This window comes from Chryseobacterium aurantiacum (assembly GCF_003020585.1).
Classification (GTDB): domain Bacteria; phylum Bacteroidota; class Bacteroidia; order Flavobacteriales; family Weeksellaceae; genus Chryseobacterium; species Chryseobacterium aurantiacum.
In genome coordinates, this window is the sequence record NZ_PXUE01000002.1 from 86,147 (window position 1) to 100,009 (window position 13,863).

9 protein-coding genes are annotated in these 13,863 nt (G+C 37.8%); 1 reads left to right on the plus strand and 8 read right to left on the minus strand.

The genetic code is table 11. The features are described from left to right. Position 1: 1 nt before the first annotated feature. The 8 genes from C7D53_RS06835 to C7D53_RS06870 are packed head-to-tail and all read right to left on the minus strand — an operon-like array spanning position 2 to position 12,488. Positions 2 to 2,422: a TonB-dependent receptor gene (locus tag C7D53_RS06835; protein ID WP_106915660.1), complete on the minus strand. Its 2,421-nt coding sequence runs from the start codon at positions 2,420 to 2,422 to the stop codon at positions 2 to 4. Continuing rightward, positions 2,409 to 3,797 carry an AMP-binding protein gene (locus tag C7D53_RS06840; protein WP_106915661.1) on the minus strand — a complete coding sequence of 463 codons (1,389 nt, stop codon included), beginning with the start codon at positions 3,795 to 3,797 and terminating at the stop codon, positions 2,409 to 2,411. Before C7D53_RS06840 ends, C7D53_RS06835 begins: the two co-directional genes overlap by 14 nt. A gap of 4 nt (positions 3,798 to 3,801) precedes the next feature. Next, complete coding sequence (locus tag C7D53_RS06845) at positions 3,802 to 4,047, minus strand: acyl carrier protein (RefSeq protein WP_106915662.1); 246 nt, start codon at positions 4,045 to 4,047, stop codon at positions 3,802 to 3,804. A 1-nt stretch (position 4,048) separates the two neighbouring features. Then, a complete protein-coding gene (locus tag C7D53_RS06850; RefSeq protein WP_106915663.1) occupies positions 4,049 to 5,452 on the minus strand; it encodes an MATE family efflux transporter in 1,404 nt (467 codons plus the stop codon). Further along, positions 5,449 to 7,263, minus strand: coding sequence for an IucA/IucC family protein (locus C7D53_RS06855; protein ID WP_106915664.1), 1,815 nt, complete (start codon positions 7,261 to 7,263; stop codon positions 5,449 to 5,451). The genes C7D53_RS06850 and C7D53_RS06855 overlap by 4 nt, the downstream gene beginning before the upstream one ends. Positions 7,264 to 7,272: 9 nt before the next feature. Beyond that, positions 7,273 to 8,589, minus strand: a complete 1,317-nt coding sequence (locus C7D53_RS06860; RefSeq protein WP_106915665.1) for a lysine N(6)-hydroxylase/L-ornithine N(5)-oxygenase family protein — start codon at positions 8,587 to 8,589, stop codon at positions 7,273 to 7,275. Continuing rightward, positions 8,582 to 10,990, minus strand: a complete 2,409-nt coding sequence (locus C7D53_RS06865) for a GNAT family N-acetyltransferase (RefSeq protein WP_106915666.1) — start codon at positions 10,988 to 10,990, stop codon at positions 8,582 to 8,584. Before C7D53_RS06865 ends, C7D53_RS06860 begins: the two co-directional genes overlap by 8 nt. Further along, a complete protein-coding gene (locus tag C7D53_RS06870) occupies positions 10,962 to 12,488 on the minus strand; it encodes a pyridoxal phosphate-dependent decarboxylase family protein (RefSeq protein WP_106915667.1) in 1,527 nt (508 codons plus the stop codon). Before C7D53_RS06870 ends, C7D53_RS06865 begins: the two co-directional genes overlap by 29 nt. A 214-nt stretch (positions 12,489 to 12,702) precedes the next feature. Between C7D53_RS06870 and C7D53_RS06875 the strand changes: the two genes are divergently transcribed. Beyond that, the gene (locus tag C7D53_RS06875) at positions 12,703 to 13,800 is read left to right on the plus strand and encodes a Fe(II)-2OG oxygenase family protein (protein ID WP_106915668.1); all 1,098 of its coding nucleotides are present in this window, start codon (positions 12,703 to 12,705) and stop codon (positions 13,798 to 13,800) included. The last annotated feature ends 63 nt before the right edge of the window (positions 13,801 to 13,863 follow it).

Genomic DNA, 13,863 nt, shown 5'->3' on the forward strand with positions numbered 1-13,863 from the left:
GTTAAAATTTAAGGCTTACCTCAGCAACAAAATTACGAGGCATTTGAGCTACTACAACCCCTTGTCCTGCGAAATATTGTGCATTGCCTAAATTATTCATTTTAAATCCTAGTCTGTATCTTTCTTTTTCAAGGCTGATGGATGCATTGATGAGAGTATAAGCAGGGAAAGTGAATTTTCCTGTAGTTGTTTTATGCTCGGTAATCTGATGCCCTACACGATTGACTCCAAATCCAAAACCTAGTCCTTCCAGACTGCCGGATTGAAGTACGTAGCTCACCCATGAATTAAAGACACTTGCTGGTCCTGCAGATCCTGGACGACGTCCGTCTACAGTAGGGTCTGCTTTCACAAACTTACTGTCGTTATATGCATATCCTGCCATAACGTTCAAACCTTGAAGAGGATTTGCAATTACTTCCAATTCAACTCCCTTGCTTCTTTGTTCTCCATCCTGAATTGTAATTCTGTATCCTTTTCCATCACGTATTACTTCAATTTCTCTCTGCATATTATCAACCAGAATATCATAGTATCCTACTGTAAAATTAATACGGTTTCTCCAAAGATTTCCTTTGAATCCTGCTTCCCATTGATTGGATTTTTGCGGCTTCATGTTTCCGTCATAATCAGCAAGTCCCTGGGTAACCGGAGCTGTATTGCTGAACCCATTCATATAATTAGCATATACTGAGAAACGGTCCTTAAAGATCTGGTAAACAACTCCCACTTTAGGAGACCATGCAGTTTGCTTAAATTCACCTAAACGCTCATTTTTGTTTAGATTAAGCTGGCCTTTACTTTCATAATGATCGATACGTAAACTTAATAAAGTGATCAACCTGTCAGTAATGTAAACAGCATCAGAAAGGTAAGCTCCATAAATATTACTTGATGTTGTAGTTCTTGTTAAAGCAGCCTTTGAAACCTGAATTTTCTGCATTGCCAAATCTCTTGAGATAAAACCATACTTGGCAGTAAGGTCCTGTCCATTGATGGTATCAAACTTAATGATAGGCGAATGGTTGTTGTTCAGAGATTGATTTAAATAATCCAAACCAATCAACACCTTATTTTTGATCTTTCCAATGTTAAACTGCCCATTAAAGTTCTGTTGAACACTTGTAGAAGCAGCTTCTGAGTTTTGCCATTGTACATTACGTTCCAGCATTGCATCACTTTTATCTCCTCTGATGAATTGATATTGGTACAAACCTTCAGTTTTTCTATAGTTTCTCGAAATTAAGGTTTGTGAATTCCAGTTTTTCGAAATTTTATAATTAACCTCCGCTTTTACGTTGATGGATGGAGCTTTTAAAGTCATATCATTATTGGAATATGATCTTTTCCAGTCGAATCCAAGTTCATCAGGCGTATGGGCTACAAAAGGTCTTGATCTGGCAAGGAAAATAATAGGCGTATTGGTTCCCTCATAATTATAAATCTGAGCTCCTAAGCTAAATTTCAACTTATCATTTACCTGATAGCTTAATGTAGGAGCAACAAAGAATGACTTTCTGAATTCAGAATCTCTGAAACCGTTTTGATACTGATAAGCAGCATTAAGACGGAACAATGTTTTTCTGGAATCCGTAACGGGCCCATAAACATCTGCTGTCACACGATTCAGGTTATAACTTCCCATCAGATAGGAAATTTCACCTCCGAAATAATCCTTTGGTTTTTTGGTCACTACATTAATTAATCCTCCAAAAGAAGTTACTGCTCCTCCGTACAAAGTTCCTGATGGTCCTTTAATCACTTCGATATGTTCAATATCAGAAGGGTCAACTTCACCATTGGTATTAGCAGGAACACCGTCTACCATTGATATTTTTGTGGGAAAACCTCTAAGGCTGTAATAAAAACTTCCGTCTCCTGAACCTCTTCCCGGGCTTCCCTGCATTTTTACCATACCCGGAACATTTTTCAGTACTTCTGAAACATCATACGTAAGCTGTTCTTTTAAAATCTGTTGGTTGATAATAGTGTAAGCCTGTGGGTTTTCTAAGCTTTTAAGTGGCATTTTAGAGATTGAAGTACTGTCTTTAGCCAGAAATTTATTTCTACTGAAAGCATATACTGTAATCCCTTCAATCACATTGTTTTGCGCAGGGGCATAAACAGTAGGTATTTCATAGACATCTTGCTTAATGTGGATTTGTTCCCGCATCAGCTCAATGTCATTTAAAACCACCTGGAGAGTATATTCTCCAGGGGTAACATTATCAAAGTAAAATTCTCCTAAATTATTGGTTTTTGCCTGATAAGACGTGTTTACAAGCCTTAAAAGTGCGTTTTTTACGGGTGCCTGTTCAGACAACATGATCTTGCCACGAATACGTTCACTCTGCTGGGCAGAAAGAGAACCTGAAAATAAGGCAAGTGTAAAAAGTAATATAAGGGTTTTAAATGTTTTCATGTTGTAAGTTTTGTAACAGGGGATAATTTATTTTACCGTTTTGTGATAATGGAAATGATTCTATAAGCTCAGTGCGCACATATTGTGGGTTAATGCGCAGTTTGTTTTTAATGGTTTCTGTGATGATTTCAGGGTCAATATCCTTATTGTCATAAAGAACAATGATCTTCTTGTCATTGGAATTAAGACAAACAAAAGTATTTCCCTTCAGTTCGTTTTTAAGAATAAACTCTACCTCATCCAGGTTAAGACGTATTCCGAAAAGCTTCATAATACGCTTTATTCTGCCTGTGATATAATATATTCCGTTCTCACCTTTTGTGGCCGTATCTCCGGTGTGCAATACCGATGGCTGCTCGTAGGATGCAAGATCCTCAAGAGTATTGGCATAGCCTCCGAAAATACTAACATGTGAAAAGAGTAATTCATCTGTTTCAGGATGAATACTGAAGCTTCCGCCTTCTACAGGGGTTCCGATGGATGTTTCTTCTTCTAATAGCCCATCTGTGGTAAGATAAGCCATTCTTCCACCCGCTTCGGTTTGTCCATATTGTGCGAAGAAGCGCTTGTCGTACTCGCTGCAGTATGAAAAGAGTGTTTTTCTCAATTCTCCATTAATGACTCCGCCGGTATGGGTGAAATACCTCAGACTTGGACTGTCTTTCCTGAAAAAACCTATTCTGTTCAGGTTTTCATACAAGTAAGGAACACCTCCCAGGGTACTGTATCCATATTCTTCCATTTCATCCCAGAAAGCCTTTTGCATGATGTCTTTGTCTGAACATACTATTCTTCCGGCACGCATGCAGTTGGTGGTAAAAATAGAGAACCCATACACAAAATTAATCGGCACATTTAAAGGAACTACGTCAGATTCCAGAATGGGCATGTATTGAAGGATGCTGATGGCATTCTGATAAAGGTTTTCGTCCGATAGCTTCACCAACTTTGGAATACCTGTGGTTCCTGAAGTACTCAGTAAAATTTTAATATCCGGATGAATATTAACCTCACTTTTGTAGTTGTCCCGGGTAAAGATCTTAATTGTTTCCGAGAACTCTTTCAGGCTGTATCCGGGAATGGCTTCCCTTTGCGGATCAAAGATGTATTTAGGACGATATTCAGCTTCAATCCGATCTTTGAACTCCGAATTGAGCTTTTGTCCCAGTAAGGCAATAGCGTGCGCTGTCCCGTAAAAATTGAGTAAAACCTCAATACCGGGCAACTGATTGTCATTGTACAAAAAGAGAAGCCCTTTTTCTACAGGATTTAAGCCTAAGGACCGATACAGTGCTCCAATCGGTATGGTTTTACCGCTTGAAGCATCTGTAAATACCAGATTCTTGTTGGCAATTACATTTTCTAAAATTTTCATATTCTTAGTTTTCTACGAGTACCTCGTATTTTTTCATTTTTTCACGAATTTTTCCAACGGTACCCATTTCCAGAATATCATTGAAGTCAAATTTGATCTGGTAAAACTGCTCAAGAGCTTCTACAATAAGAAGATGAGACATAGAATCCCATTCCGGGATTTCCTGATAAGTAAGGTTTTCGTTTACCAATTCTTTTTTTACCGCAATTGCAGATGCGATAATTTCATAAAATTCTTCTGTAGTGTTCATTTTAAATTTTTATAGTTTTCCATTTACCATTTTTAAAGATCATTAAGAATAGTATAGCTAATACAATTTCCGAAGAAACGATAGCTGTAAATATTCCTTTCAGTTCCCATTGAAATCTTACTCCCAGGAGATAAGCCAGGGGAAGCTGAATGACATAGAACATGACGATATACAATAAGGTGACCTGCATGATGTTTCCTGCAGCATTCAGCGCACGGCTGATGACCATTGTAAATCCTAATAACAGATAGGCCATAGAAACGACATGAATATATTGCACAGCATATCTTGCTACTTCGGGTTCTGTAGTAAAGAATTTCACTACATATTCTGCGGCAAGCTGCCAGAATAATGCTACGGCAAGCAGGTAGCTCATGTTAATAGTTCCGGCTCTCCATACTGTTTTCTCTGCACGGTCTGCGTCGCCGGCTCCTAAATTCTGCCCTGTAAGCACTCCTGCGGCATTTCCTATTCCCCATGCAGGCATAGTAGCTACTGAAGCAATGCGCTGGGCAATAATATATCCGGCAAGGGCTGTTGTACCGAATGTGGATATAATTTTTACCATAATCAGCCAGCTTGATGTGGGAATGATATACTGAACCAGTCCTCCAAAAGCGATTTTCAAAATCTTTCTGAGCAATGGCAGATCCAGGTGAAAAGGCATCAGGATGTTGATGCTTGTCTTTCCGGACAGAAAGATAAAACCTTGATACAAGACTGCCAGAAGTCTGGATAAGACCGTTGCATAAGCCAATCCCATCAATCCGAAAGCAGGAATAAACCCTAGTCCAAAAACAAGGATTACAGCAAAGATGATATTTGAAATATGACAGATCCACAATGATTTCATGGCAAGATCTGCATCTCCGGCCCCCCTGAAAAGCCCATTCACTGAAAGACGCAGGATAACAAGCCCAATACTCAGAAATACAAGCCTTGAAAATGCTAGTCCTTCGTTTACTGTATTAACATTAATTCCCAGAAATCCTACAATTTCAGAGGCAAAATAACAGGAGATCCCGCCAATAAGTAGGGCGAAAAACAGAGCTAAAAGAATAATGTAATGAGCGGTTCTGCCCATTCCTTCTTTATCCTTTTCACCGGCTCTTCTCGCCGTAAGGGTGGCTGCGGCAATACCAAGTCCTACTGCAATGGCATAAGCAAAATTGATGTAGTTATCCGTAATTCCTACAAGGCCAAGAACCTTATCACCTAATCTGGCAATAATTAAAAGGTTGACACTTACAAAGACAGATTCCATCACAAGCTCCATCACCATTGGAATTGCTAAGCTAAAAATGGAACGGTTAATGCTTCCGGAAGTAAGCTCTACTTTTTTTCCGGCTAAGGCTCCGTAGGCGAAAGCCGTTCCATTTTTTAGTATATGCAGGAGTTTCCTCATATTACAGCTACAGAATTTTTATTGGCTATCTGATAAAGCGGATTAGGCAATGCACCATCTTTTCTTGGGATGGCAAATGCCTTATTTTCACTATATCCATTGTTTTTCAGGCGCAGGCTGTTGATGTAAAATCTCTTGAATGTTGGAACATACAGATCATATTTTTCATAACGTTCCTGCAACTGTTGGTTTTCTGCTTTGTAGCTTTCTATACATTCATGAACAAGGGTCCAGAATGTTTCTTCCTGAAAGTTGGAATAGGTATGCAGTACATTGGACAGATATCTGAAGAATGCATCAAATACACCAAGTAAAATAAATAATGGGATATTTTCCTTGTTAGAAGACTGTATTAACCCATCTGCAAGGTGTGCAGGAAGTTTTTCTCTTGCTTCTGTGGTAAGAACAATATCATCCACAAAATCCTTGATGACAATTCTCTGTGGTACACCATTTTTTAACACGACCATAATGTTTTCTCCATGCGGAGTTACACATAATGAATGGGTATAATAGATATGAAGTAAAGGGGTAAGATAGGCATCAAGATAAGCGGTTATCCATTCTTTAATGCTCATTCCTGCCTTTTCTGCAAAAGCCTGTACCAAAGGGATTCCGTTATTGTCTACATAAAGCAATGAAGCCATAGTAACCATTTGTTCTTCTTCTGTAAGGTAGTTTTCTGCACTTTCACGCCATAAGGCTCCAAGAAATTCATTGTATTGATAAGGTACACTGGCAATAGCTCCGTACTGCGGATGCAGATAGGCAATTGAAGCTTCTTCACCCAGAAAAATGGTTCCTTTGTTTTCCAGATAGGTATCATTTTTTATTAAACCTTTCACCCAATCTGTAATGGATGGGGCAATTTTCATCTGCTTAGGAGACAGTCCTCTGATATTTCCTGTACTTAGAATAGAAACCGCTGTTTTCAGATATCTTTTTTTAGGATGATCTACATTAAATAAAGTACGAATACTTTGCTGTGGACTGTAAACATCTTCTCCCTCTCCCAGCTGGATTAAAAGCCCGTTGGCAATATCTCCAGCAAAATGAATCTGAAGTTTGTGCTCCCATTGCCAAGGATGAACAGGGATAAAATGATAGTCTTCAACAAGTTTTCCCTCTTCTGTCAATTTTTGTTGAAAATCGTTATAAAGCCTATCTCCAATTTCGGAACGGTAAAATTCCTCCCTGTTGATATGTTCCAATGACTGAAATGCTGATCTGCTCTTATGGGAAGCCAACCAGATTACCTTAAGGTTTTCCTCAGCTTCAGGAGCAAATGTTTTCAGATCACGAGGTGAAAAACCAAGTCTGCTTTTGTTTACAATCACCCACGGATGTCCGGTCATATTATGTTCCACGGTTTGATAATCTGCTGCTGCAAGATCCTTTGAGGGCATTACTCCTTTTGCAAGAATCAGGGCGTCACAATATAAAGTATGCAGTAATTCTTCTGTGTATCTTGCAATGGTATAAGGATCAAGATCAAATACAGACTGCATTTCCAGGAAAAAGGCCGCTACATCTACAAAAGCTGTTTTTTCACCGTTTTCTGTTTTAGAAATGCTGGCTTTATCAATATGCCAATAATCCATCATTCTTTCCTGTCCACGGAAATTGTAAATAACATTTTCAACACCTGTTTCAAGTGTGAATATGGTATATCCCATTTCATCTTCTAAGGACGGTACGGGTTTCAAGAGTTCCTCATGCATTAATTCTGCGATGGTTTTGGCCATTAGATTTCTGTTGGCCTGCTGCCAGTGTTCCTGGCTGATGATATTATTTTTTAAGTTGGTGTTCATTTTTTAATATTAAATGTTGGCAGTGGGTAAATCAGCGTATTTTTCTACATCAAAGTCCTGGAAGGCTATTTTTCTCTCAATTTTATAATGCTCTCTTCCAAGGATGTCATTAATGATATAGGAGTTTCGGTAGGCAGCCATTCCCAGATCTGTAGAAATATAACTGTGTGTATGGACTTCTGCATGAAGTATATAGATTTCTCCGTTGTTGTGATCTATCGAGTAATTTCTATTAACATCAAACAACCCGTCAGCATCTCTTTTGATTCTGGATTGAATATTTTTCAGGAATGCAGGCTCATGATAACGATATCCGGTACCAAGGATCAGATAATCAGCCTCCTGTTCATAAGGGACTTCCTGTTCCAATTGAGTAAATTCAAGATTAATGGTATCCTGATTATTATTGTCTACTCTATTCAGCTGGCTGTTCGGAATGATTTTAAGCATCGGATCTACATTATCAATATTAAGATCGTAGATGAAATCATAAATGTCATTAATCAGATCATAATTAATTCCTTTAAACTGGCTCTGCTGCTTGCTTAGAATGGTTTTTCTGGCTTCCTTGTTTCTGTTATAGAAATATTCTACATAATCAGGAGAAGTAAGTTCCAGCGTCAGTTTAGAATATTCCATAGGAAAAAATCTGTCCGGACGGGAATACCACCCTAGTTCTGTATTTTCATCCCTGTTTTGGAGAAGATCATAAAAAACTTCCGCAGCACTCTGCCCCGAGCCAATAATGGCTATCTTACGACCTTTGGACAGAAGCTCTTCTTTTCTATACAAATAAGAACTTGTGTGAATGATGCGGGAATCTTCTTTAGGAATAAAAGAAGGAATATGAGGTTGTGTTCCTGTTCCTAAAACTAATCTTTCCGTCTTTAAAACTGTTTTTTCCTTAGTTTTGGTATGAATAGTGCTAACCAGATAAAGGCCATCCACATATTCAATATCTATTACCTGTGTTGAAAAACGACATTGTGGAAGCTGTTCAATTACCCATTGGCAATAGCGGTTGTATTCTTTTCTGGGAATGAAGAAATTTTCTCTGATGAAAAACTTATAAAGCCTTCCTGTTACTTTCAAATAATTAAGTAGGCTTAAAGGATTGGTAGGATCAGCCATGGAAACACAGTCACATAAAAATGGAGTCTGTAGCGTTACATGGTCAATCATTAATCCCGGGTGCCAGTCAAAACCATCTCTTTGGTCAAGAAAAAGAGTCTTTAGTTCCGGAATAGGATTAGATAAGGCCGCAAGCCCCAGATTAAAGGGACCTATGCCAATACCTATTACATTATAAATGGTTTCATTATTCATTTTTTGTGATGTTTGTGGTGATTTGTACGTCTTTGTTCAGTGGAAATTTTTCCCAATACCATTCTCTGTAGCAGAAATTAAGATTGGCTTTTTTATGAGGCATTTCAATTACCTTTTCTACCTTGAATCCAACATGAGCTTTATTCATCATAGAAGCAAGAGAATCCACAGAACCTTCACCTACCATTTTTCCAACCTGTGACTGTGCAAAAACATAGTCAACCATAGACTGTGTAGATGGGGATACAAATTTCTTTTTAGGGTCAATAGGTGCTATAAACTGATGGGTTCCATAATCTGTAGGCAATACTTCATAATAATCTCCTACAATGTCTCTGCATGCCCAGTAAACTTCAATATTACAGGTAGGTTCGTCGTTACTTTCAACAATATAACTGTGAGCCTCGTCACTTGGAAGCATCAGTCTGTAATAGGTTTCAAGTTCATCAATAGGCCAGTTCATCTGCCATATTTTCACAGCATGTTCTCTGTTGAACCACTCATGAAGCATTTCAAGATCATTTTCAAGATCTATTGGGCGCATGCCTGTTGTTACATCTTCTTTCGGAAAATAACGCTTAAAGAAAACCTCTTTTCCTTTCGGATGGATCAGTTGCTCTGAAAAGAAATATTTGTGAAGAATATTGGGAACCTTGGCATAAGCAATGGCAGAGGCGTTTACACCACCATCTACATCCAGAACTGCCGACTGAAGATTTGATTTTACAGCCCAATACCTTTGATGTAAGGCATAATTTGTGAAATCTGAAGGTTCAGATTGATGCACACGCTCAAATTCCTGATAAAGAATATGAATTAGCTTTTGCTCTTCAATAAGTCCCGTTTTACCGATGGACGAAATTAATGCACTAAAATTACTTACCAAAAGATGATGAGAAACAATATCCAGAAGACGTTCGTCTCTTATAAACAAAGTTTCAATTTCAGGGCAATTTTCTATAGATTGTTTATACTTTTCTTTGAAGCTTTCTCGTAAAAGATATCCCTGCCCATCTCTTACATAGATTGTTTCCGGAAGAAGCTGATCATCTAACTGTATAAGAAGATTTTGCTGGTGAACTTCAGGGGCCATTCCCAATTGATTAAATAACCTGTTGAGAGGAGAAATGAGTAATTGCGTATACTTTCTAAACCAATTGATGACGGCTTGTTCAGTTTTTATTCCTAAATGAGCAGAAACATCGTTAAAAAAATGATTGGTAAAATTAGAGCTGTCCGTAGTTTCATCCTGACAAAGTCTTGCCAGTAGAAGAACTTTATCTTTGGAAGAAAAAGGATTTTCACGGATCAGGATATTGAAACTGTCGATATTTTCTCCATTATAGTCAACACTTAAAGAAGAAGGCTCTAACAGTAGTTTTAAATTTGGAAACGTATTTTCAAAAGATGTTTTTTCCTGTTCCCACCATATGGAGGAAGCGTATCCTCTTTTGAGATCCTTCAGGCTGTTGGTCCTTACAGATCCGGTCATCAGAACATGCAGTGAAAATTTTAACATCCAATTGAAGTTCGGACTATAAAGGGTTCTGATGGATGATGTTGCAAAAAACTCTTCTCCGGAGGGTCCAAGATGGATTACTTTTCCTGACCCTAGCAGATCTGCATATTCCTTTGTTTTTTGTAGATATTGGGCTTCCCATGGGTGGCAGGGAACTACATAATAATCATTTGCGGTGTTAGAATCGTAATTTTCCGGTATTGAAGCCAGTTTCCCGAATATTTCTTTTGCAGAGATCCCCGGCAGTGATTTTTCGGTAATACAATCCTTATGAATAAGGAAATACTCCAACTGAAATCCATTTTTAAATTCCGGTCCGTACAGGATTTGCTCTTCCTCAGAAAATCCCATTCTGGACTTGGTGAAAGGATGCAGATTGTGTCCTGCGGGAAGCATCTGTTCGGACTCTAAAAATGAATAACTTAAAAGATTTTGTTGTTGTAAACAGGCTTCAGTCGTTAATTCAAGATTTCTTAAGCTGCTTTGAATTCTTTTTTCAAAATGTTCTAATCCTGTTTCTGTATATCGATCCGAAAACTCTTTATAAATCAGTTCAATAAGTTTTTGAATGTTAACCTCAAAAGTCTTATTGTTGTTATGATCTACAGCCCAGACAGGAAAACCATATTCGTGAAATGCACTTTCAGAACGGTAAGAAACAGGAGCGAATAAAAACATTCCGCTTTTCTTCATTTCAAACCTAAGGTGCAAGGTATAGTTACTTTTTTTAAGGGCTTGTGCAGTAAGAAGATCATACTTTGGAACTCCCTGATAAAATTTTCCGTTTCCAAGCTCCCTCAGCATTCCGTTGAGAAGAATCCTGTAGGTAATTTCCCGGGCTTGTTCTCCGGTTCTACTTTTCTGTACCAAAGTCTTTTCCATGCATTTTGATTTTAGTGAGGATTTTATGAATATCTTCTGTAGTAGTTATAGGATTCAGGAATGTGAACTTCAGATAGAAATTTCCATTTACCTTGGTACTTGCCACCAATATTTCTCCGCTGTAGAAAAGCTTCATTTTAATATATTGGTTCAGTGCATCCGGATCATTAATCTCTGGTCTTATATATCGGAACACTAGAACACTTAAATCTGTTTCTGAAAGAAGTTCAAAATCAGGGTCTTCAGTAATCATAGACGCTGCATCCTTTGTAAGATCTATAACGGTATCTGTATATTCTGCAAGTTGTTCCTTACCCATCATTCTTAAAGTAAACCATAACTTAAGAGCATCAAATCGTCTGGTACTCTGAGTAATGGATTTGTTAATCTGGGCCGGAATTTCCTCCTCATCCATTTCTTTCGGATTCAGATAGTCAGCATGGTGTTTAAGGATTAACAGTTCTTTTTTATTTTTAACAATAAAAGCACTGCTGCTTATAGGCTGAAAGAATGATTTGTGATAATCAATAGTTACTGAATCTGCTCTTTCAATTCCATTCAATAGATGGCGATACTTCTCGCTTAACAGCAAAGCACATCCATATGCTGCATCCACATGCATCCAGATATTATAATGTTCTGCTATATTTGCGATGTCCTCCAGTGGATCTACATTTCCAAAGTCGGTAGTTCCGGCTGTGGCTACAATACCGATAGGGATATTTCCCATCTGTTCTTCTCTTTTAATATACTTCTTCAGTAGAGAGATATCCATACGGAATTCATCATCAGTGGGAACCTTAATGATCGATTTCTCTCCAAGCCCCATTATTGAAGCATTTTTCAGATTGCTGAAGTGAGATTTGTCCGAAACAAAGATCCTGAAACGATCTGCTTCCCGTGGCAGGCCATCTATTTTAATATTATGATTATATCTTTTCTGGGAGAAGCAGTCACGCATCATAACCAGTCCCATTAAGTTGCTTTGTGAGCCTCCTGCTGTGAAAACACCGTCACTTTCATTCGTATTATACCCAATTTCACCGGCAGTCCAGTCAATTAGTTTTCTTTCCATAAAGGTCCCTCCTGCACTTTGATCATAAGTGTCCTGAGAAGAATTGATAGCACTTACCAGAACTTCTCCAGCTAAAGCGGGAATCACAATGGGACAATTGAGATGGGCAACGTACTCGGGAAGGTGAAAAGCAGTTGCATGTTTTACATAAATATCATCTACTTCAGAAAGAAGTTCATTATAGTTGGAAAGTTTTTGATTAAGGTCAATCTGCTCTACCATTCTTTTCATTTCCTTAGCCTCTATGCCGCTGAACGGCTTTTTGTTTCTATCAAGAAACTCCTGTACAAGGTCTAAAGTACTGTTGACAGCATGACGATAATGGTCATAATTGTCAGGGTGAAAAATATTCCCAAAATTCCCCGAATTGTGGGGTGAGGCTACACTTGAAAGCTCTCCTAGGGATATTAAATTGTTGTTCATAAATTATTTGTATGGTGATTTTTTTAAATCGTGAATTGTTTTGGTTTTTTCACATATGTATATATGTAATTGATTGTCAAGTTTTTAAATTTTACATTTTTTATATATTTTATTTGGTGGTTGAGTAATTATTACTAAATTTGAACTCGCTATTGTTATTTAGAATAATTAAAAACAAAGATAAAAATTATTACTTAACACCAAATTTTTTTTAATGAATTCTATAAAAATTTTAGATAACGAGACGTTAACGCAGGTAAAACTGCTTCCTACCGTCATTGAGATCACATCTCAGGAACAAAGAATGATAAAAGATGCAGCAATACATCTTCAGAAAAAATATGGTAACTATGAAAACCGGGATTTTATTAGACACGTCCACCAGTTGGCGTCTTATTTTCTACCCGAAAGAATATTAAATATAGCAGCTGATTTTGCGAGTGATTTTTCCAAAAATCAATATGGAGCGTTGATCTTTAAGGGATTGATGGAAATAGATCAGGAAAATATAGGAACTACTCCACCCAATTGGCAGTCTGCAGATTATTCGAAATTTGACCTTTACGGATTTGCTTGTGCACTTATTCATGGGGCTTTGCCTTCCAAGCCGGTGCAGTATTATTCTCAACGTCAGGGAGGTGGATTAATTCATGCCATTATTCCTGATGAAAAAATGAGGGAAACACAAACCGGATCAGGATCTTCAACCGATCTGTATGTACACACAGAAGATGCCTTTCTGAAACATCAGGCAGATTTTCTGAGCTTTATGTATGTTCGAAATGAAGAGCAGGTTCCGTCCACTCTTTATTCTATCCGTTCTCATGAATCCATTGGAGAAAATTACAGACCTCTTTTTGATCGTATTTACAAGATCCCTAAGGATGCCAATCTTGAAACGGAACAAAATGAAGTAGATACACTGGATTCTGTACTTTATGGAAATTACAAACTTCCGTTTATGAGATTTGATGCTGCAGAACAGCTTTTCAATTCAAGCATAAAACAAACAGAAGAAGCTCATCAGTATTTAACAGAATTCTGGGAAGAAGCAAGGCATTTGATTTATTCAGGTTTTACACCTCAGGCCGGAGATGTTATTCTTGTCAATAATCATCTATGTGCTCATGGAAGATCAGCTTTCCGTGCAGGAGTAAGAAATATTGATGGCATAGAACATCCTTGTGAGAGAAGAATTATGCTGCGAATGATGAGTAAGGTAAGTCTTATTGATATGAGAGCCCACACGCTTACAGAAGATCCGTTTTTTGTAATTGAAGAGCATTTGGGGAAAAACTTTCAGCATCTTTAGAAGATAGTCTTTAAGTCAATCACAAAATGATAAATCCTTTTTAAGTATAATCTTAAAAAGGAT